Here is a 20,257-nt window from a genome sequence, read left to right as displayed (position 1 = left end):
TGTGATTCCTCCTTAATTTTGCGTATAAAAATACCACCGGCCATTACTGACTGGTGGTATCTACTCTTCTTCCCATTCGGTTAAATCTTCACTTTCCTTTTTCAATCGTTCTAATTCTGCATTTCTTTCCTCTTCTGTCATTTCTTCATGGACTATGGCATCCTTACCCCTTATTTTAACTCCTTCCATTCAATTCCAAACTCCTTTTCAAATTCTTTTAATGCAATCAGCTGTGCATCTTCTATGCCATAAGTGTATGGCTTGGAAACATATTTGTCAACGGTCTTATTAAAATATTCACTGCGAAATGGTTTATCTCCGGCTTTATACTGGAACACTCTTCCATCATGGGTGACTACTACTCCAAATACATATCCTCTTGCTCCAGCAGATACAAAATCTCCTCCTGTAGGATATAAATTTGTTGGGTGATTGTGCATCCCTATAATCCCCTCTGTTTTAGCATAACTCCGAATCTTCTCGATCTCTTCTTTGGATAATTCCACTCCCAGGTCATTAGATCCGCTTGTTTTAGAAAAAAGCCTTTTTCCGCTCTTCGCACTGATAATATACAGATCTTCTCCGTCACTTCCATTTCTATGGACAAGCATGGATCTTGCATATTTCCTTAAAGAATCATTTACTGTTGAATTTCCAGTAAGTTGTGTAAATTTACTTCTGAACAGATCCGTTTCAATCTTCTTTAAGTCAACAATATTGCTGCCCTTACGAAGATTCTCAATATTCGCACTTTCTGTTTCTGTACGAATAAAAGTCTTTTCTCTCCCGGATATATTTTTTGCGATCCTCAGCCGTTCCCGCTGCTGCCTAATCCCCATTGCCTTTGAAAACTCCACATAGGTCTTGTTAGTCAGCCTCAGCCTGCTCTTAGCCGCTGTAATATCATCCGGGTCAGCCTTAGCCTCCTCTAAAAGCTTAACATCCTGCTTCTGTTTCCGGATTGTGCGCTCCAAGCGCCGTTGATACTGTAAGGCTCCATATGTATCATATTCGTGCCCGTTAAACAGCTTTTTTTCATTTTCTTTCCGGTTCTGTTCTTCCAGCCACTCATCTGTATACCTCCGTTTGCTGATACCGGGAAGGAAGGGAAAACGGATATGGTAGCAGTTAATGCCGGCAAATCCCAGCATCTCCCCCAGCCCGCAGACTGTCCGCATCTCCTCAGAGGAATAAACCTTCCCCTGCCAGCTCTGATGATTCAGGTACCCGGTTCCTGTGTTTCTGGCCCCCATGTGCCAGTCTACTTCCCAGTAATCTGTCCCCAGCTCTCCGGCGTTCTTCTCATTCACCTTGTCAACCATCTGGGCGATTCCGGTCATCACCGCTCGCCTTGCAGCCACCTCAATCCGGTCGGATTTTCCAGACGCATAATCCACAGTCCGTATGCCGCTGGCTGTCATCTCGTCAATGACTTCCCCTATGGCCTGGCTGTATGTCCTTGTGCCGGTGGTGATCCCCAGCATGGCCTTGTCCAGGCTACGCTCCAGATACTCTGACAGCGGCGTGAATACCTGCCTTCCGCCCATCTGCACATTGAACCCGGTTGTCTGGGTGATGTTTTCCATCGGCCTCAGGCTGTCTCTAGTCTGTTCCCTGACCGCTTCCACAACCTGCTGGAGCCATTGGTTTTCTTCGTAGGGCAAATAGTCCCGGCCTGCGGCCTCATAGATAGCCTTGTTGCGGATATAATCAGACTGTGCCGCCTGATCGTAGATCTGATCAATATCAAGCCCTGCAGACTCTATCCCCTCCCGAAGCAGGTGCTTGATTTCTTTCCGGCTCTTGCCAATGGCGTCCATCCGGATCAGCAGCCAGTCAATCACCGGAGTAATCTGGGACACCTCTTTTATGCGCTGTATGATTTCAGACATAACAGCCAGCTCCAACGCTGTCATAGTGCGCTCTAATGGCTTTGGTAGCTTCTCCAGTTCTTCCGGTGTCATGATATCACTCCTCTATCAGTGCTGGCTCTGGCAGGTTCTTAGCAGCCTCTTCTAGCGTCTCGCCATACCACTTACTGCGGTACTCAGCCAGAGACATTACGCCCATAGCCACATCCTGCCGGTCTGTCTGCCTCTCAGCTTCCGCATCCACAATAATACTGTCATCCCAGACAAAGGATACCTGATACTTGTTCCCAAGCGGGATAAGGCCATACAGCACTGCCCAGAAGTTCATTGCGTACACCAGGTCCTCCAAAGCCTTCTGTAAAGCCATCTGCGTGTCAGATACGAATGTATAAGACCGCTGTTTGCTGACCTTGATCTCTGTAGCCGTCTTATCGACATTCTGGGGATCTGACAGGGTGCCATATGCCAGATTGCAGGCAAACTCAATCAGCCTTAGCTGGTTATTAAAACCGTTGAAAAGAGCGGTATCTCGAATCTCTGGTGAGAAGGTATCGATAAAAGGCTTGTCCGCAGCACCAGCATTATATTCTACGTTCCGGTACAGACGTTCCTGGCCCCCGGGATATTCAAACTTATTGCGATCATTATTATATTTTAATAAAGATGTGGCAATATGAATGGCCAGCTGCGTCCCTTCATACTCCCAGCAGATATTTGAATATCTCCGGTCCGCTTCCTCGACCAGCTCCGGCGCCCTGGAATACACAGACACCCCCAGAGGGCTGTCAGAATCCTCCGCATTCGCCATAGGGACCTTAAAGTATCCAAACAGAAGCCGGTCTGCCCCTTCCAGGGTGAGCTCAGGCGCCAGTTCAGACCATCGCTCTATACTGCCTATTTCTATCTCAGTCCCCAGACTGTAATCATTCGTAGCCACAAATACCCGGTTCGTGAGATGGATCCTGTCCCCTTGCAGGGTATGTACTTCCAGCCGGGTATAGATCTTTTTTCCTTTCCGGAACTGCTCCGTAAATACGCACTGCTGGATCCTGCCAGAATCGTCAAATGCCAGCGGGAAGAAGCTGTCTGCCTGCACATACTGTATGGACAGCCCTGTCTTTGTCACATACGGTTTCAGGATCAGCCCGCCTTTTGCACAGCCATACTCTACATACCGGCGCAGATCAGCCAGGACTTTCTTCTGATATTCCCGGTTCAAAAACAGGGCCCCGGTCCCTCCAGTGATCTCTGATTTCATCTCCAAGGTGACCAGGCGGGCAATTTCTGAAGCGATTGCTGCCGGTATCTGTGCACTTTTTGTCTTTTGCCGGTCAACCCATGGAGCATGGTTCTCATACATGGCTGTCCATAACTCAATCGCCGAGGCCATCTGGGAGGTCAGGCACACATCCACCTGCGTATCTGCATCTTTATTTAAAACGTCTGTAATCAGGCTCAGCATCTTTGTAAACCGCATTGCTGCCACCTCCTATCCATATTTGATCAGACGGCTGATCAGCCGCTCAAAGGTATATTCAAAGCTGTCCAGGCTGTCAATATCACTGGTGCCATCATCCAGCCGTACATTCTTTGTCAGCTCCTTAGGGTCCCATACCGCTGTACTCAAAGCGTTTACCAGGCTCTGGCACTCATCCTGGACATAATAAAAACGCCCCTGTGCCATCAGAATGGCGGTAGCGTTGATCCTGTCATTTACTTCTGTCTTCAGCGCATTTTCCACCCGGACCCATCCAAGGCCATGCTTACGCAGGCTGCTGCGGATCCCGGCGATCAGCGTCTGTTCTGCGCTGTCTGCATATACAATCGTCACATACCCATACCGGCTGATGATTTTCTGGCAGAAATCGCAGAACCGTTTCCCCAGCATATCCGGATCGATCTCAATCTGGTTTCCTCTCTCATCCTTGCAGCCGATCCACTCAGAAGCCAGAGGGATTACATTCTGATACCCTCTGGTAATGGCCGTCGCTGTGAAGGAGTGGCCGGAGTTGCTTCCACCAAAATCAATCCCCAGATTGATCTCCATGATGTCCTTCGGTTTACCCTTAAGCCGGAAGGAATACTGCTTCGTGCTAACATCATCAGCAAACCGGCGGTAAATCAGGCCATTCGCCACTACCCGCATTCCTTTAATGTCCCGCAGATACCAGATACTGTTCTTATCGTATCGGCTTTCAACCTCCCTCAGACGCTCCTGGGTAATGTTTATGTTATCATAAATGGTACAGTGCATATAATTATACCCACCGGGAAAGTCTCCTGCGTCTGCCTGCTTCTGGTATTTGTCTATGTATTCAGAGTAGATCGGAGCCCTGGGGTTATCCGGATTCAGGTCCCAGAAGATTTTCAGACGCTTAGAAGCCAGCTGGCGGTTAAATGCCTCTTTGATGGTGTTATCATGGTGCAGGTTGATCTCTGTTGCGATCCACATCCCGTAGGAATTACCACGAATCTTCTTGTAGCTGTCTTCCTTGGCGCCTCCGGCAAAAATGATAATTTTCTGCTTGTTTTTGGTAGCCGGGCCTTTAATAAACAGGGCTTCATTGTCCTTATATTTTCCCCAATGACACTGGCCGCGAAAGATCCATTCAAGACCGAAACCATTTGCATCACCGATATTCAGTTTCGCATTTCCCACTGTAGAGCCAGTTGCCAGGTGGATCCGGTCCGGCGTTGTTTTCAGCTCGTAGGCAAAAGCAAAAATATTATCTACTGTCTTCCCTGCCCGGACAGCCCCTTCAGCCACGTTGTAGGAACAGGAACGGCATTTACGGATATACTCCTTATGTTTCTCCCCGAAGTTAAAAGGGATGCTCTTTTTACGGGTATAGTTACTCACTGCCGTAAATATCACCTTCTATCTCGTCCATGTCCTCAATCTCCTGATTATTGCCTGTGAGCTTGTCTGTCTGGGCATGAAGCTGGGCAATGCGGGCCTTCTGCTCCTCGCTGGCAAGATCCCAGCGCTTATGCAGCAGTTCATCGTACTGCTTAACCAGGCTTTCCAGAGTCTTCTGCGCTCTGGCCTGCGCCTGAAGAAAATTTCCATGTTTATCCCACGCCTGCTGTACCTCCCATTCCTCGCCGGATATTTTCCCCTTTTTGATGCCTACCCGCTCGATGGTCTTATCATCCCGGTCCCGCACATACATGATCTTCTGGGCCCGGATAATGGCAGCGTAAGCAATCTGTACCTGATCCCAGAGAATATCAAGGGGATCTGTCGGCATTTCCTGTATAATAGAAACGGTCTCCTCAGGAAGATACTTCGAGAAGAAACCATATTTTTCAGCTTTTTTATTCTTTGGCGGGCCGCCTGCGCTGTTATGATTTCCCGGCTGCGCACCCCGTTTTCGTTTATGCGAACGTTCGCTTTTTCTTTCCGAACGTTCGCTTTCCCACTTATGTGTAGATTTCCATCGGCGGACCGTTCCTTCCGGCAGGTTTAGTTGACTTGCAATCTCAACTAATTTCTGACCTTCAAGATACATGGCCCTGGCCTGCTCTATTCTCGGATCCGGCGCTCTGGCCATGCTGTCTCACCTCGATTCGTCGGTTTTGGTAAAAGAAAAGAGATAGCCGAAGCTACCCTAAAAAGACCAATACCAGTAACCACAACCATCCAATACCATAATTAACTGCCATATATACTGCTAAAAATACAATAGCTGTTTGGCACAAACATTTCATATGCCATACCCCTCCATATCCAAAACGAAGCAGAAGATTTCATATTCTCCTGCTTCAAACATTAAACTATCTTAATATTTACTGTAAAACCATTTTTCTCATAATAATTTTTTATATAGTCTAAAAAACCATCAACGGATTTTCTAACCACAATATTCGAAAGGATCCGACCAACTTCAGTAAGTGAAACGTACCCAATCGGAACCTGTTCCCTTAAGTTCCCGATTTCAATAATATTACCATGATATTCAAATCCAATACACGCTTGTTCCAAATGCCAGTTTTTAAGAATCAATCTGTCATCTATCGCATTTACTTTTAACAATCCTAACGATTGTAAATCATTCAATTTCTGATACGACACTCTTACACTTTTGAGAATTTCCGTACTTTCATCTGCCGCAATTATTAACATTCCCTTTCCTAAGCCGTAATCGAATATTCTATTAACCGCAAATTTACATACATTATCAAAATCAGCCGCATCATCAGCACTCATTATGCTCAATATATGAACCAATTGTTTTGGAATACACCCATTATTTTTACTTTCTTCTGATAATAATTTCCCCCATAATATTTTAGCATCATCGCGGCAAATATTTTTAGCTTTGTCTAAAAAGAATGCACACCAATCATCATCTAAGAATCCCTGGTTCATATTCTCATAAGACATTCCAAAACTAATAGCATGCTGAATAATATCATGCATATTTGTGAATTCTTTTAATTCCCTTCTAACTTTACTAATTTTCATCGCCTTTATCAATGGCGGCATTTCTGCATCGTTTTCATATTCCTCTTTTAAGTATTCAACAGCATCTTCAAAATCCTTTTTAGATCCACGAGGGGTAACTAAAAACTGCATCAATTCCAAAGGCGAAATTTTATCAAACATATCGCACTCTCCAATCCGACATTTTTCTACATTATATCACACATTGAAAAGGAAAATCTTGCCAAAGTTTGGAGCGCTATTTTGTTGATTTGTCATCACAGAACATACGCTCTGTTTTGTAAAATAACTTAATATAATAAAAAGACACCCTCTCTCAAGGATGTCTCTCTGTACCTGGAACGTCTGGGTGGAGATCCCTAAACCAGGCAACGGATCCTACAGGAATCGAACCTGGGACACGGTGGTTAACAGCCACCTGCTCTACCGACTGAGCTAAGGATCCGAAGAAGGGGGCGTCCAGCCCTGGGATGGAACCAGAGCCAGACGAACCGGCCGCCCGGCTGTAGCACCCTGGCGACCGTCGATTTAAGTGTAAGCCGTCGGCGTTATGCCTTTGGCTTCATGGTACACTATAACATTTTGATTCGTAACATTGGTAACATTCGTAACAAACTTTATGCCGCAGACATAAATCTTTGAAATTCCATTTTTACACTTGCTTCTGTAGCCTTCCGCCCCATCTTCACAGCTACCTGCGCCCAAGTCAATTCCTCAAATATCCTATACCGGATAATCCGCTGCATTCTGGGTGAGATTGTATTAAGCCATGCTTCCACCTGACGCTTAATCTTCTCTGCGTTCCGGATCCGCTCCTCCAGCAGCACTTCCATACGTTCCAGCTCATCCGGATCCTTAACAGCTGCATATCCAAGCCCCTCCAAATGATAGGTCTGTAAGGTGTAAGGGAACTCATGCGACGATCCCTTAACGCTGTCCTGCTGGATCTGGCTCCGGTGCTTCCTCAACTTCCGGATCTCATCCTTGGTATCCTTAATCAGCTCGCAGGCATCTATGTACTGCTCCAAAATCTGCTTGTCCAACGGTATCACCTCCTCGCCCTCAAAATCCTCTGTCTGGCCTCATTCCACTCATCCGCCCAGGTTTCCATATCCACTCGGACAATCAGGTACCGCTTCTGGTACAGGATTCCCATGTCGCTGTACTTGTCGACCTGAGGCCTACATTTCCAGCCGAATCTCTTTTGCAGCTCAATGCCACTGTACCGCCCCACAAGCTTCCCGCAATCATACAGGTCATAATATACTGGCCCCGGCATAACATCACCTCCAAATCATCAGCACCGCCATCAGAGAGCCCCAGACCATAAGGTAATCCCAACGGTCAATGTTATGCCGTATCAGATTGACCGTCCCTGTTATGGCCCACAGAATAATTACCACGCCCTTAAGTACATTCACGGCCACAACCTCCCTGTTTTCTCGTCTCTTAACCTGATCGTATCCTCCACATGGTAGCCCATACACTTCGCGGTGAAGAGCATCATGCGGACGGCTTTGTGGTAATCTTCCGGCGGCCTGTCCGCTTCCCGGATCGCAGCTCCTGCGGCTGGATCTGGATATCCTTCATGATTCTTGTACATTATGTTTTCTCCTCTAAATGTCAATTTAACTCGACTTTAATTCGTTTTAACTCGATACAACAACTATCTGTTTAATACCACAACTGTTTACTACAACTGGATCTTAAACCATCCCCAAACCATGTAATGTCAGCTGTGCCCTATGCTCTTCAAGCCTCTGTTTCGACAGCTCATACCGCTTAGGATCAATCTCAAATCCAACATACGGAATCCCTGCTTCCTCATATGCGATTAGGCTGCTGGCACTCCCTACATGGGTATCCAGTACCTTCCATCCCGGCTGTACATATTTCTGGACCAGCCAGCGGTAGAGATTAACTGGCTTCTGGGTTGGGTGGATCCGTTTCTCGTTAAGCTTCTTATTTCCCTGCTGGATCCAGCCCTCTTCGATGCTCTTTCCCTGCATCATCCCATTCCACATATACCGGAACAGGCGGACAGAATCATGCAGACTGCAGGAGGCTATCTCACAATCCGAGAAACTGTTGGAGCCATTGCACTTGTCCCATACGATCCTTCCCGTTGGAAAATTCCAGTCAAAATAATTACAGCCCCATATGATCTGATGTTTGGAAACACGTTCCAGTTCACGGAAGTAATCTTCTCCTGGTACTTCCCAGTTTTCTGAGGGTTCGTAGTGCCTCTGTACGCCTATCGGACTTACTTTCCGACCATAATACCCTCTGCGTTCCGGGCCGGAAAAGTAAGGAGGATCCGTGATAGCAATATCGAAATACTTATCTGGGAATTGTTTCATGCCCTCCATGCAGTCCATGTTATAATAACCATAATCCATAACTCACTCCTCCTTCCGGTACGGCTCCGGCAGTGGCATCCAGGCGGTCACTGTGTCATACACATTTGCCAAATTCCTTTCCTCTTTCTCCACTGCATCACAGTATATCCATTCGTTATAATCATCCGAATACTGCCAGATCCCTCCGCCTATATATTCCGCCTTATACACACCGTAGCTTTCTGGATGATATTTCTTCTCTTCTTCCGGAAGCCAATCAGTGTCATAATCGTTGATCCATTCAGAGTGTTTTATAGTCGCCCAAACTGGTTCTCCCTGCACCGGCAACCTCTCCTCCACGGGAATCCAGCGGTGCTGCTCCTTAAGCCGTTCGATTTCTTCCGGTGTCAGCCCGGTATCCTCGTACTCCATCAGCTTCCAGAGAGCTCCATACAGCCGCTCCCGTAAAGACTTGGTGATTACCTGTCCTTCATGCAGCTGTTCCCATGACACACCCTTCAAGCACCAATTTCCCTGCTCATCTTTCTGTGTTAATCTCTTCATTCTCGCCTTCCTCCTCCCACTCAAGTGCCTCACCGCATATCTGGCAGTATTTCTGCCCCGGCTCAATCCTCTCATTCTCACATACCGGGCACATAAACATTTCTTTGCCCTGCATCCATATCTTAGCCATATCTATTTTCCTTTCTGCAATGCCTTCAAAAACTCCACCAGCTCCGTCTCGCTATCCGGATACCGACTGTATGTCTCATGACGCTGCCATCTTCCATAGGCCCCAGTAGGATGCTTTTCAGGCTCCGGTCCGCCGACCAGATGCAGGTATGAGGATTCATAATCCTGACCGATAAATTCATTATGCTGTGTGTATACCTCTGCGATCAACCGTGCCCCGTTGTCAAAATCATACTTGTAATACCTGGCCCCGATATGCTCATCTGTATACCACAGACCCCATGATTTATAATCCCTAAGCCATTCCTTACGCTGATCGTTGTTCTTCATGATAGGGAGTTCTGGCCGTTGTTCTTCCTGTTCCGGCATTTCCAGGTCGCACAGCATACCTGCAAGGGCTGCCACCAGTATTTTCTTCTTCTGGAGCAACTTTTTCGGGAATCCTTCCACTGCATCAACCTTTATCATTTCCTCCAGATACTTCTTCTCCTTCCCTAACATCTCTCGGAGTAGTTCCATATCTGTAGGCTCAGCGGCCTCCTCCGGTTGCGACGTCGCAACTTCCTCTATTTCTTCCCCGCTGCTATTTTCGCAGCGGATTTCTTCATTCTGCTGCACTTCCGCAGCAGTCAGTTCCTGATCCAACGCCCTCATAGCCCGCCCGCAAATATATTCGCAAGGATTCTTGCAATGCTTACAGCATGGGCTTGGCTCCCCGTCTCCGGCCCGGTGGTAGGCCAGATCGTGGTTCACGAACTCGCAATCATCCCTTACAAGTTCCCGGATCTCATCCAGATCTCTAATCTCGCACGGAAATGGATTCCCGCAAGGTGCCTCTACGCACCACCGGTCTTTTTGCCGGATTCCACACTCCATAGCGCAGGAATCACAGCAATGACCTCCCTCACATCCTTCTGTTACGATCAGACTGTCTGCCGGGTATTCCCGTTTGGGTGTCCCATAGGCCGATAGCTGAGGGACCAGACGGTTTTCCTGTTGCGACGTCGCAACGCTTTCCACTGACAGAGGCTCCATAAGGTCCTCCACCGATATCTCACAGCTCTGCATAGCTGCTCTTTCTGGTTCCGGCGGTACATCCGTCACATCTGGAGCGGCCTCCGGCTCAATCCCCGGAAAGTCTGTAATACTGATCTGCCCCGGAAGCTCCACATATGGGATTTCCTTAGGCTGTTTCATGGCTCGGATCTGGCGCACGGTCATATCTGGAGTTACCTGCTCCAACTGCTCATCATCAAGCCCAAGCATCTCCTGAAGCTGTGCTTTGCTGAAATCCCTGTACCGGTCATCCAGTATGGGGCTGTTGCCTCCCTTGGAAAACCGGATGCACCGGTCTATATAGCGTTTGGTGGTTGACCGGCTGAAACCGAACTGCCTGGCAGCATACTCATTGATATCGCTGTATCCGTATTCCTGGAACTGATTACGATCCCGCACATACATCAGCCAGTACCCGATGGATATCACACTTCTGGCGGCCGTCTTAAGGTCTGTATGTATATACCGCCCGATCTCATCCAGCGGGATCTCCATCTGGTACCACTCCGGGCCTGTATGGTCAATGGTTCCTGTCTCAGGAACCATGGTATTCTCATCTTCCATCTGTCTCCCCCTCTCTCAAAAACTCCCTCGTCCGCTCCATCATGATCGCATCATAGTCCACATCCCTTTGTTCAAAGTTGTGGAACCGGTTGGACGATGGACCGGGAGTCTTTTCGCAGGCAGGTTTCCCCTCTGTCGGGTTCCGGTAGTTCCCATCCAGCACCTTTGCCATATTGGCATCAGCAATCAGCCAGTCAAACGTAGCTGACCAGTTCCTGCGGTTTTTGCCCTTCAAAAAGTCACTTTCCTCCGCAGTCTCAAAAAGCCGACGGAAGTCCTCAACGGTATATCCTGCCCTCAGTCTCGCACGGATCGCCTTCTTCCTCGCTTCCGACAGCTTCACCAGGCGGGGATACGACCCGCAAACGGAATTATATAATTCTCGAATCGTGGTGATCTGGGAGGAAAAGTCGTCCGGCTTTTCTGGTACCTCTTCAGAGGTACTCTTTTTATTTTGTTTTTGTTTATGTTTATATATGTCTGCGCTTTGTACTTCGCTTTCTACTACGGGAAATACTTCGCTTTTTACTTCGCTATATACTTCACTTTTTACTACGTTTTTGAAAGTGAAATACACCATTTTGTATTTATTAGGGCTTCCTTTTCTGCCCTTCTGGTAGATGATACGGCCAGCCTTTATGAGTTCGTCCCTCGCCTTGATGAATGTGGCTTCTCGACCCATTGACATGGCTGCCATCAATCTCAGGTTATCTACTATAACCCACTCGCTCCACCCGCTCCGGTTGAAATAGTTCATCATCTTGTACCATAACAACTGCGACGGGATCGGTAAGTAGTTAGTTTCGAGCCATCGTTCGAAGGCTATGATCTCTGCCAGATAATTGATCTCCATGTAGGCTGTCACCTACCTCTCTTTCGCTTTTAATTCCCTCCAGGCCTGAGCGTCCCTGTATAACTCTATCCAGTCCACGAACCGCATCGTCACCAGCCATTCGCAGCGGTCTCTCCGATGGAACACCGCCGGAAGAAGCCCCTTAGCGGCGTCTCTGACTGCCTGTGATACCGCATCTAAAAGATTCAGGCGCTCCACCCGCTTGCACTCTATATGGATACCCGGGAGTCCTACCACGTCCGCATCACCGGAGGCCCCGCAGTACTGCTGGCCTCTGCGGCAGTCATAACCGTACTCCCTCAAAAGCCCTGCCAGCTCACGTTCCCCACGCTTGCCTTTTTCTCTTTGTGATCTTCCCATGTGCCTCCTTCCCGACCGGCGGACGGTCAGCCATGCCGGTCTTAGGACTTTTATAACCAAATGACATTTAATATCGTGACATATTATCCTGCCATCAGAGGTAACTCTTTCCAAATTCTTGCCGGAAATCTCCCCGGCTTCCATAATGCTCCTCATAATATTTCTGAGCCTTACGTTTTAATGACTCATCAAACTTCTGATCCATATGCACACTGTAAGGAGCCATATTGTGCCAATCTGGACGCAGCGGGACCAGAAAACCGTATTTCTCTGATAAAGGCCGGTTCGGCCCATTAAATACATGGTGGATAGCAATATTGCAGTCCCCTGTGATAATACAGTGGTGCAGATCATCTGTAAGTACACTATGCAGTTTCTTCATGGCGTTTCCTCCAGTTCTTCTCATACATTTCCATCATACGTTCCAGCTCTTGAGGCGGGATTGTTTCAATCCCTTGTTCCTTACACTCTGACACCAGCCCGTCAATCAATGCAGACATTTCTGCGGTATCATAGGTGCTTGATCCACGCAGCATTACATATGTACGGTACAGTTTCCCGTCCTTCCCTGTCTTTACTTCTGACGTAGGTCGGATATGGTAGGTCTCAGCTTCATCCGCCTTTTTAGTCCCTTCCTCGCTATCTGGAAGAACCAGAAATACCATCTGCCCGTCAATGACCTCCGGACGACCGTGCCGCCTCAAGAGTATGTTGTGCAGGTACGGCTTGGAAATGTTGAGCTTGTCCGCCAGTTTTGTCACCAGCTGCCAGTAATAAGCATTTGCATCCAAACTGCGTTTCTTCTTCCATGGTTTCACAGTAAAAGCCAGCTTTTCATTTTTTCTTAAATCATCCCATTCCGGGCCGATATCATCCCGGTCACACTGCACTGTCAGTTCTATTCTGTGGGATTCCAGATCAATACGTAGGCCGCCTACAAACCTCCCTGTAAATTCCATAAACTACTGCCTTTCCGGATTATTCCACGGAAGTCCATCGGCCCCATTTTCCGGAGGAATTGTGGCAGGGTCTATTGGCTTATCCTGCTTTCCCTTCAAAACATCCATTGCGTCCCGGAACTGGTCTATATTCATCTCGTGAATATTATTCAAACCATAATTCTTTAGAATCCCTTTTAAGCCCACTCCCGTTCTGGATAATTCCAGATACAGCGTATTGATATGCGCTGTTTCTACCAGTATCGTCCCCTGCGCTTCTGAGACCTCTGCATTTTCATCTGGTTCAAGCTGCCCCATCGTAAAAACCACCTTATTCTTACACTTAATTACCAATGCATTAATATTATTTTCAGCGTCATAGCCAATCTGGCTCACTGAAAACCGATCTCGGCAGGTGAATCTTGCTCTTCCGCTACCTTCTGCCTTCTCAATCTTGCATTTCCCGGATGGGATCCAAATAAACGGCGCTGTATACAGCTCCCGGCCGATTCCCCAATTAAAGCAGGCCCGCTTAAAAGAATCAGAAGCTAATCCCTTTTCTTTTTCTGTGTTGCTCTCTGTACCTGTATCTTCTTTCTCGATCCACTGATTCTTGCTATCGTCCCAGATAGCTACTGTACAGTTTGCATTATCTCTGGAATGGTGGCGCTGCCAATTTTCCGCCCCCACAGCTTCGTCCAGGATATTCATATCACATCGGGCGTCCTTATACAGCAAAAGGGTGATGCCTTTCTCTGTTACTGTGGCTACCCTGCAATCAATCTCATCTGCCCTCAACGTTCTGAATTTTTTCATTTTTCCCAGTCCTCCATTTCAGCCCAATTCCCGGAATAATACCAGTCCACAAACTCCTGCTTCTCTTCCAGAGTGGCATTTGCACACCGTTCCAAGGCGTACTGATATGCCTGATCTTCTTCTACGATCGTCCCAGCCTCAGGGCCTATTCCTTTGTAGTACATTCTTTCTCCTTCTTCTCGTCGCATTCAGCACCCAAATCGAACCCCAATACTGCCGCCACAGTCTCACATTCGATCATCGTATACCTGCTTGCCTTAATGATTCCAGCCAGCGCATTGACCCGCCCCATAAGCATCAGGGCTTCCTCATACTGGTTGTCTGCGCAAAAAACATCGTTTTTTCGGTTTGCCATCTTGATTTTCCCTCGGTTCTCCCTCATAATAGAGGGTGTTGATTTTTAGTTTCCGGACCTAACACAGTTGCCGCTGTGCAGGTCCTTTTTCAGTTGCCTGAGTTCACAAAGGATCTGATCCATTTTCCCAGGCCTGTCCAGCCGCTCCTCAAAATGTCGGGTAACAACTGCCTCTCTGCTCCATCCAGATGCATAAAAATCCCCATCTACCATGCCGATATGTCCCCAAAAATGCATAATCGCTGTGGGATGGTTTCCTGTAAGCTCCTTCTTGCTTTCCTGCAGCCCATTGATCTGCAAACACAGATCCAGCGCCTCACAGATCTGCTGTCTCCTGCGCTTCTCGATCTTACGCTTCAATCTCTGATTCATACATTTTATCTCCTCTCACAGTGCTATGATTCCGGCGGCCATCAAAAACAGCACCGCTGATTCCATCCCCAGCAGGAACGCCATCACCGTAGACAGTCTGCCAAACAGGCGCACATCCTTATGGCTCTGATCCAGCTGTTCCCTCATGATCCGGCCCAGCTTCAGGATCTGCTGTTCCTCTTCCTGAGTAACTACAACGCCCTCCACTGGGGGCTGATACTTAATTACTTCTGATTGCATGATTCCCTCCTTCTTCCGGCTGTGCCACCGGATACTTCTCTATAAATTGTTCCAGATCCGAACCCCGGATCTTTTTCTGCCCTAATAACAGGTACGGCAGCTGTCCGGTGTTTATCAGTTCATATACCTTTGAGGTATTGACCCGTAAAACCTGGGACGCTTCCTTGACCGTATATAATGGTTGATAGGGTGCTACCATCTTTTTTCACCTCCCTTGTCATTTCTTCCCCTCTGCCCTATACTGTACTCACAGGCCCCGCCAGGCCAAGTACAAAAGAAAGGGCATTATTATGAACACAGATTACCAATCTCTCATAGCCGCAATTTCCGCATTTCAAAATTCTTTAGAAAAAATGAATGTGGATTTGACCGCTGCCTACTCCCCCATAATTCAATCCATTTCACAAATGCAAAGTATACTTGCTTCTGCCATGTATCCACAGGCAATCTTAACCACTCGAATGCAAGATATGTTAAATACTTTGCTGATACCTATTCATGAAATGCAGTATTCTGTGAATGTATCAATTGCAAATAGTATTGCTAATTCTTTAACTGCTAACGACTCTGTTATCCAAGATTTAACAAAAGATATTCAGAAGAACCTTGTTAATTTTAGCTCCCATATCTCAACTGCTTTTTCTTCGATATTGGAAAATATTTCATTTCATCAGGAATATGTAGAAGTGCCTGAATATTTATACTCTTTGACTATTCATGAGAATGAATATCCACAAGAAATTCCTCTTACCGTTGAGACCCCACTTCCAAAACGACGTATAACGCTGGAGTTCTTTTTAAGTTGTATATTACCGAATATAATTGCTTTATTCAGCGTGTGGCTGACCATCTACTATCACAACATAGATGCATCTTCTCAAAATACCTCTGCACAAGCTGAAGCCGCTATGTTCGAAAGTTACACTGAATCGTTGAATCGCCTTAATGACTCTGTATCTGCACTCAACGATTATTTAGTATCTCAGTCAAAGTTGTCTCCAGATTCATGTTCAAGTGTTGCAACAAATTCAAATGCTGTTCCTGCAGCAGCTGAATCTGATTCCGCAACTGCTGGTGAATCTGAAAATCTTGATACGCCCCAACAGCCTGATTAATTGATATAACCGCTATTGCTATCCAAACCATAGTGATATGCGGTTTATTTTTTTCTACCATCTCTCTCACCTCCCGTCCTCAGTCTCTTTTAATAGTTCCTCACCCTTACGCTATCCCTAAATTCATCTGAGAATTTGCTTCGCTAATCAGCTCCTCTAAATAAGTGGGAACCTCATAGCAGTCAATCAGCTCATGGGCGTCTGCTATGTACTTCCGTTTCAGCGCTTTGTATGACTGGGGCCGGCCACTATCATCGTAAATTCCGAACTCCCTCTTGACCTGATCGTAAATATCTCGGTACACCTTGGAACGGATTTCTGTATCCTTATAAGCTTCCGACTGCTTTCCTCCTAATACGGCTACGCCCTTGCGTTTTACATGACTGGAAAGCTCATCTGCTTCAGAACCGTACAGAGGGATGTCGTACTCAAGTCTATCCATACGCTGCTCCATCTTGACTTGTTTCTGATCGATCATCAGAATGGCTTTCATCTCGGTGGACATATTAGGCATCTCATAGGAACCGGTCTTGCGGAGGGTGGGAAGAACTTCATCAAATACCCAACTTTCAAAGCGTTCTGCGGACTCCAGCTTACTGTGAGTAATAAGACGGTACATATCACCTTCACCAATAAAGTTAACATCTTGCATCTTACCACTGATAGGGGTAGAACGTTTCGTTATAGCCCTACAATGGTCATTGATTGCTTTATTAGGATTTGTATATCCCAACGCTTTTGCCACATCACTTGCCATGAAATACGGCTTTTCATCGATCTCAACCGTTCTGATCTGGCCGAACTCCTCATTATTAAAAATCATTAACTCGTGCATTTTGTGTAACCTCCTTTTTTGTTGCGCTATGCAACCATTAGCCAAAAAAATATATTTGAAATTCCTCCGGCTTAATATCTAATAATTCTGCTAACTTTTCGGCTTCATTCAAATCCATTGGACGAACATTATTGATTTTTTGATTTACCGTTGGTTGAGCGATTCCCAAAATATTTGCAACATCTTTTTGCGTCAAACCTTTTTCAACAAGGCGTCCTTTTAATTTGTTGCTATTTATCAATGGTCTCCCCTCCTTTCTACTGCATTGTAGCACTGTGCAACCTAGTTGTCAATAGCGTTATGCAACTTTTTTTATTATTTTTCATTTCTTCTATTGCACAGTGCAATAAACTGTGCTATATTATACATAGGAGGTGAGTCACACGGACGTAAAACTTATAGGTGAACGAATTAAATATGCCAGATCTTTGCGTAATCGTACATTAGACGACGTAGCAAATGATATTGGAGTTACAAAATCCACTATACAACGATACGAAAATGGTTTAATAGGTAAGCCGAAAATTCCTGTATTAGAATCCATTGCAAAATCATTAAGAGTAAATCCTTCATGGGTATCCGGACAGAATGTCCCTATGGAATACCGTTCTCTAAACTTTCCGACAAAGCCCGATGATTGCCCTTTTAATTCTGCATTGGCTAAATTACAGAACAATGATTATTCTCTAACCCAAGAGGAACAGGAGGCCCTTAAAGAAAGGCTCCCCTCAGTAATGGAACGTGCAACAAAGGCTTTGGATAATTTTTCTTATAAATTATCCTCTCCATATGAAGTTGAAAAAGCCAACGAATTACTTAAAAATTTTGTTCTGCTAAACAGCGTAGGGAAAGACAAGGCCATTGAGCAGGTGACATTATTAACTAAAATACCTGATTATCAGGATTTAAACGCTAGAGATACCAGTCATACAACTATCATAGAATTTCACCCTAAACCAAAGAACAAAATTCTTGTCCTTCCCTACTTCCGTGCCGGAGTATCTGCCGGATCGGGTATTTTCATCCTTGGCAATGAGGCAGAGGACGAAATAGAGTTACCCAATCTGCCAGAGTATGAAGCAGCTGACTTTGCCATTGACGTAAACGGCGACAGCATGGAACCGGATTTCTCTCATGAGGATATTGCACTGGTGCAACGGGACGCGGAAATGCATATCGGCGATATTGGCGTATTCATAGTAAATGGGGATGCCTTTATTAAGGAATTAGGGGGAAAAGAACTGATTTCCAGAAACAAAAAGTATAAAAATATTCCCATTCATGAAGGGGATAACGTAGTCTGTATGGGAAAAGTGATCGGAAAAGTACTCTATTAAAACGCCAAAGGCGGTTTAATAAAAACCAAAAGAAGAGAGGAAGATTGGTATGAAAAAGACAAAATTATTCTTAGCAACGCTTATGATGTCAACCATTTTAGCCAATACTGTTTTAGCAGGGACGTGGACACATACCCATGAAACTGACAGCAGCATTAACACTTATGATAATCTTTGGTTCTATGTAAAAGATAATGGTGAGTATGCTGAAAATGAATGGATTCAAGATGAAGGTGGTACATGGTATTGGATAGATAATGGCGGAACATTACCATCTTGGCCCGGCGTAGCAACCGATGGATGTTTATATGATTCAACCGGCAAATATATTGACATGACTATTGATGGAAGAAAATACGCTTCAGAAGATCTCTACAATCAGCTTCAAGAAGGCATGACCTACGATCAAGTAATATCTATCTTAGGCAAAGAACATGAAGTTAGAAATACTGAACGTAGACAAATAGGAAGTGAAACCTACGACTATTTACAAGTGCGTTGGTATTCCCAAGATGCAGAGTCCAGTATACGAATTACATTTAAAAATGGTCTTCTCCATGCCCGTCATGCAACTTGGAGATAGTTCTTTATAACACAAAAACCGCCCCTGCGCCAACAGGAACGGCTTTAGATAAATTCTGTACAGGCCCGTAGGTCTGATACAATATAGCTTAACCACCTACATTGTACCATACCTCCACACACCTGTACAGGTGTATTTTTATACCCAAAAATGTGCGACGTCGCAACAAATAGGAGGAATGATTATGGGACAATTAAGAACACGCAAGCGCGGAGCAACCTGGGAGTGGTCTTTTGAGGGAGCACGAATCAATGGCAAACGTAATTCCATCAGCAAGGGCGGATACCGCACTAAGGCGGAAGCTCTGGCCGCTGGAACACAGGCAAAGGCGGAGTATGATAATGCCGGATCCCACTTTGTACCATCTGAGATATCTGTATCTGATTTCTATGAACTTTGGTTGGAAAAATATTGCAAAACAAATCTCAAAATAGATACCTACTTGAATTATAAGAAAAAAGTATCTCTCCACATCACTCCGATTCTTGGAAGCTATTATTTAAAATCTCTAACCCCTGCCATTATACAGGGATTCATAAATGATAAATTCAATGCAGGGTATAGCCGAAATACGCTATCCGTGCTCAAAGGGCTTCTGACAGGTGCCCTTGACTATGCCGTAGAGCCTATGCAATTCATTAAATACAATCCTGCCAAAAGCGCAAAATTGCCACCCAAAAGGGCAACTTCCCAGATACCTACACGAAAAAAGATTCGTACTCCTATATCCGCTGAGGAATGGAGCATTATTATCGGCAGATTCCCGGAAGGGCATTCCTGCCATATCCCTCTACAGCTTGCATACCGATGCGGTTTACGGCTTGGGGAATCGTTCGCGCTTACCTGGGACGATATTGATTTTGAGAACAGCACTTTGAGTGTCAATCAGCAAATTCAGAATGTAAACGGCGCTTGGGTTTTCAGTAATCCGAAATATGATAGTTTCCGAACGATTGAATTAGATGAAAAAATGCTCAGTCTGTTGCGTAATACATACAACCACCAAGTTAAAGCAAAAGAATTTTATGAACAGTATTATACTCAACTCTATGTGGACGATCAATGCGTCCTGAATGCCGATGAACGCGGAAAGCCTATTCATATGATAAACTGTCGTGAAAATGGTACTTATATCCAACCCAGAGTTATGCAGCACTGCTGCCGTGTGATTCATTACAATCTTGGCTTTAAAGATTTTGACTACCATTCCCTCAGGCATACTCATGCAACTATGCTGCTGGAGGCCGGTGCCGATATAAAAGACGTTCAGAAAAGATTAGGGCACAAACATATTGATGTTACTCTTGATATATACAGCCATGCAACCCCTCGCATGGCCGCACATACGATTGATATTTTAAATCAAATCGAATAATCATTTGTCTACCACTCAAAAAAGGGTTGACAAATGGTAGACAAAACCGCATCTATATCCCAAAAGCCACAAAAGAGGAACCGTCAAAAGACGATTCCCCTTTCTGTT

Annotated in this window: 30 protein-coding genes, 1 tRNA gene and 1 pseudogene; 5 read left to right on the top strand and 27 right to left on the bottom strand. The window is 45.8% G+C overall.

Features of this window, described 5'->3' with window-relative positions; genetic code table 11:
• Window positions 1-60 precede the first annotated feature (60 nt).
• The 25 genes from ACZM6M_RS02035 to ACZM6M_RS01915 form a co-directional block, all read right to left on the bottom strand.
• Window positions 61-189 (bottom strand): hypothetical protein, encoded by a 129-nt coding sequence (locus ACZM6M_RS02035; protein ID WP_489489496.1) that lies wholly within the window; start codon window positions 187-189, stop codon window positions 61-63.
• Entirely contained in the window at window positions 171-1,964 is a 1,794-nt protein-coding gene (locus ACZM6M_RS02030; protein WP_489489495.1) for a phage minor capsid protein, read from the bottom strand. Before ACZM6M_RS02030 ends, ACZM6M_RS02035 begins: the two co-directional genes overlap by 19 nt.
• A gap of 4 nt (window positions 1,965-1,968) precedes the next feature.
• Entirely contained in the window at window positions 1,969-3,348 is a 1,380-nt protein-coding gene (locus tag ACZM6M_RS02025; RefSeq protein ID WP_489489493.1) for a phage portal protein, read from the bottom strand.
• Window positions 3,349-3,360: 12 nt separating this feature from the next.
• On the bottom strand, window positions 3,361-4,731 hold the full coding sequence (locus tag ACZM6M_RS02020; RefSeq protein WP_489489491.1) for a PBSX family phage terminase large subunit: 1,371 nt from the start codon (window positions 4,729-4,731) through the stop codon (window positions 3,361-3,363).
• A complete protein-coding gene (gene terS, locus ACZM6M_RS02015) occupies window positions 4,724-5,425 on the bottom strand; it encodes a phage terminase small subunit (protein WP_489489489.1) in 702 nt (233 codons plus the stop codon). Before terS ends, ACZM6M_RS02020 begins: the two co-directional genes overlap by 8 nt.
• 218 nt (window positions 5,426-5,643) lie before the next feature.
• Entirely contained in the window at window positions 5,644-6,480 is an 837-nt protein-coding gene (locus tag ACZM6M_RS02010) for a DUF2806 domain-containing protein (RefSeq protein ID WP_489489487.1), read from the bottom strand.
• A 210-nt stretch (window positions 6,481-6,690) separates the two neighbouring features.
• Window positions 6,691-6,763, bottom strand: a tRNA-Asn gene (locus ACZM6M_RS02005).
• A gap of 172 nt (window positions 6,764-6,935) precedes the next feature.
• The gene (locus ACZM6M_RS02000; RefSeq protein ID WP_489489486.1) at window positions 6,936-7,370 is read right to left on the bottom strand and encodes an RNA polymerase subunit sigma-70; all 435 of its coding nucleotides are present in this window, start codon (window positions 7,368-7,370) and stop codon (window positions 6,936-6,938) included.
• Window positions 7,367-7,597 (bottom strand): hypothetical protein, encoded by a 231-nt coding sequence (locus ACZM6M_RS01995; RefSeq protein ID WP_489489484.1) that lies wholly within the window; start codon window positions 7,595-7,597, stop codon window positions 7,367-7,369. Before ACZM6M_RS01995 ends, ACZM6M_RS02000 begins: the two co-directional genes overlap by 4 nt.
• 4 nt (window positions 7,598-7,601) lie before the next feature.
• A complete protein-coding gene (locus tag ACZM6M_RS01990; RefSeq protein WP_489489483.1) occupies window positions 7,602-7,739 on the bottom strand; it encodes a hypothetical protein in 138 nt (45 codons plus the stop codon).
• Window positions 7,736-7,921, bottom strand: coding sequence for a hypothetical protein (locus tag ACZM6M_RS01985; RefSeq protein ID WP_489489481.1), 186 nt, complete (start codon window positions 7,919-7,921; stop codon window positions 7,736-7,738). The genes ACZM6M_RS01990 and ACZM6M_RS01985 overlap by 4 nt, the downstream gene beginning before the upstream one ends.
• A gap of 103 nt (window positions 7,922-8,024) precedes the next feature.
• Window positions 8,025-8,717, bottom strand: a complete 693-nt coding sequence (locus ACZM6M_RS01980) for a DNA methyltransferase (RefSeq protein WP_417300862.1) — start codon at window positions 8,715-8,717, stop codon at window positions 8,025-8,027.
• A gap of 3 nt (window positions 8,718-8,720) precedes the next feature.
• Window positions 8,721-9,221: a DUF551 domain-containing protein gene (locus ACZM6M_RS01975; protein ID WP_489489480.1), complete on the bottom strand. Its 501-nt coding sequence runs from the start codon at window positions 9,219-9,221 to the stop codon at window positions 8,721-8,723.
• Window positions 9,196-9,351 (bottom strand): hypothetical protein, encoded by a 156-nt coding sequence (locus tag ACZM6M_RS01970; RefSeq protein WP_296035342.1) that lies wholly within the window; start codon window positions 9,349-9,351, stop codon window positions 9,196-9,198. Before ACZM6M_RS01970 ends, ACZM6M_RS01975 begins: the two co-directional genes overlap by 26 nt.
• A gap of 2 nt (window positions 9,352-9,353) precedes the next feature.
• Window positions 9,354-10,970: a hypothetical protein gene (locus tag ACZM6M_RS01965; RefSeq protein ID WP_489489478.1), complete on the bottom strand. Its 1,617-nt coding sequence runs from the start codon at window positions 10,968-10,970 to the stop codon at window positions 9,354-9,356.
• Window positions 10,960-11,823: a hypothetical protein gene (locus tag ACZM6M_RS01960; RefSeq protein WP_417300857.1), complete on the bottom strand. Its 864-nt coding sequence runs from the start codon at window positions 11,821-11,823 to the stop codon at window positions 10,960-10,962. The genes ACZM6M_RS01965 and ACZM6M_RS01960 overlap by 11 nt, the downstream gene beginning before the upstream one ends.
• Window positions 11,824-11,835: 12 nt before the next feature.
• Window positions 11,836-12,183: a putative PDDEXK endonuclease gene (locus ACZM6M_RS01955; protein ID WP_489489476.1), complete on the bottom strand. Its 348-nt coding sequence runs from the start codon at window positions 12,181-12,183 to the stop codon at window positions 11,836-11,838.
• Between the two features lie 94 nt (window positions 12,184-12,277).
• A complete protein-coding gene (locus ACZM6M_RS01950; protein ID WP_418763571.1) occupies window positions 12,278-12,565 on the bottom strand; it encodes a phosphoenolpyruvate carboxykinase in 288 nt (95 codons plus the stop codon).
• Window positions 12,549-13,142: a hypothetical protein gene (locus ACZM6M_RS01945; RefSeq protein ID WP_489489474.1), complete on the bottom strand. Its 594-nt coding sequence runs from the start codon at window positions 13,140-13,142 to the stop codon at window positions 12,549-12,551. Before ACZM6M_RS01945 ends, ACZM6M_RS01950 begins: the two co-directional genes overlap by 17 nt.
• Window positions 13,143-13,145: 3 nt before the next feature.
• Window positions 13,146-13,937 (bottom strand): hypothetical protein, encoded by a 792-nt coding sequence (locus ACZM6M_RS01940; RefSeq protein ID WP_489489472.1) that lies wholly within the window; start codon window positions 13,935-13,937, stop codon window positions 13,146-13,148.
• Entirely contained in the window at window positions 13,934-14,101 is a 168-nt protein-coding gene (locus tag ACZM6M_RS01935) for a hypothetical protein (RefSeq protein ID WP_489489470.1), read from the bottom strand. Before ACZM6M_RS01935 ends, ACZM6M_RS01940 begins: the two co-directional genes overlap by 4 nt.
• Window positions 14,083-14,292 carry a hypothetical protein gene (locus tag ACZM6M_RS01930; protein ID WP_340277912.1) on the bottom strand — a complete coding sequence of 70 codons (210 nt, stop codon included), beginning with the start codon at window positions 14,290-14,292 and terminating at the stop codon, window positions 14,083-14,085. Before ACZM6M_RS01930 ends, ACZM6M_RS01935 begins: the two co-directional genes overlap by 19 nt.
• Window positions 14,293-14,337: 45 nt before the next feature.
• Window positions 14,338-14,664 (bottom strand): hypothetical protein, encoded by a 327-nt coding sequence (locus tag ACZM6M_RS01925; RefSeq protein ID WP_489489468.1) that lies wholly within the window; start codon window positions 14,662-14,664, stop codon window positions 14,338-14,340.
• Between the two features lie 15 nt (window positions 14,665-14,679).
• The gene (locus ACZM6M_RS01920; RefSeq protein WP_489489466.1) at window positions 14,680-14,904 is read right to left on the bottom strand and encodes a hypothetical protein; all 225 of its coding nucleotides are present in this window, start codon (window positions 14,902-14,904) and stop codon (window positions 14,680-14,682) included.
• The gene (locus tag ACZM6M_RS01915) at window positions 14,885-15,103 is read right to left on the bottom strand and encodes a helix-turn-helix domain-containing protein (protein ID WP_296035305.1); all 219 of its coding nucleotides are present in this window, start codon (window positions 15,101-15,103) and stop codon (window positions 14,885-14,887) included. Before ACZM6M_RS01915 ends, ACZM6M_RS01920 begins: the two co-directional genes overlap by 20 nt.
• A gap of 91 nt (window positions 15,104-15,194) precedes the next feature.
• On the opposite strand from ACZM6M_RS01915, the gene ACZM6M_RS01910 reads away from it, so the two are divergent.
• The gene (locus ACZM6M_RS01910; protein WP_489489463.1) at window positions 15,195-16,019 is read left to right on the top strand and encodes a hypothetical protein; all 825 of its coding nucleotides are present in this window, start codon (window positions 15,195-15,197) and stop codon (window positions 16,017-16,019) included.
• 106 nt (window positions 16,020-16,125) lie between these two features.
• On the opposite strand, the gene ACZM6M_RS01905 is transcribed toward ACZM6M_RS01910, so the two are convergent.
• Window positions 16,126-16,854: an ORF6C domain-containing protein gene (locus ACZM6M_RS01905; RefSeq protein WP_489489461.1), complete on the bottom strand. Its 729-nt coding sequence runs from the start codon at window positions 16,852-16,854 to the stop codon at window positions 16,126-16,128.
• Window positions 16,855-16,891: 37 nt separating this feature from the next.
• The gene (locus ACZM6M_RS01900; protein WP_489489459.1) at window positions 16,892-17,095 is read right to left on the bottom strand and encodes a helix-turn-helix domain-containing protein; all 204 of its coding nucleotides are present in this window, start codon (window positions 17,093-17,095) and stop codon (window positions 16,892-16,894) included.
• 133 nt (window positions 17,096-17,228) lie between these two features.
• On the opposite strand from ACZM6M_RS01900, the pseudogene ACZM6M_RS01895 reads away from it, so the two are divergent.
• The 4 genes and pseudogenes from ACZM6M_RS01895 to ACZM6M_RS01880 all read left to right on the top strand — a co-directional run.
• Window positions 17,229-17,420 (top strand): annotated as a pseudogene (locus tag ACZM6M_RS01895) (helix-turn-helix domain-containing protein); the annotation flags it as partial.
• 30 nt (window positions 17,421-17,450) lie between these two features.
• The gene (locus ACZM6M_RS01890) at window positions 17,451-18,191 is read left to right on the top strand and encodes a S24 family peptidase (RefSeq protein WP_489489619.1); all 741 of its coding nucleotides are present in this window, start codon (window positions 17,451-17,453) and stop codon (window positions 18,189-18,191) included.
• A 49-nt stretch (window positions 18,192-18,240) separates the two neighbouring features.
• Window positions 18,241-18,774: a hypothetical protein gene (locus ACZM6M_RS01885; protein WP_489489458.1), complete on the top strand. Its 534-nt coding sequence runs from the start codon at window positions 18,241-18,243 to the stop codon at window positions 18,772-18,774.
• Window positions 18,775-18,958: 184 nt separating this feature from the next.
• On the top strand, window positions 18,959-20,149 hold the full coding sequence (locus ACZM6M_RS01880; RefSeq protein ID WP_489489457.1) for a tyrosine-type recombinase/integrase: 1,191 nt from the start codon (window positions 18,959-18,961) through the stop codon (window positions 20,147-20,149).
• Window positions 20,150-20,257: the final 108 nt, after the last annotated feature.

Source organism: Enterocloster sp. (assembly GCF_057861365.1).
Note: the sequence above shows the minus strand (reverse complement) of the source record. Positions and strands in the feature narration are given on the sequence as shown.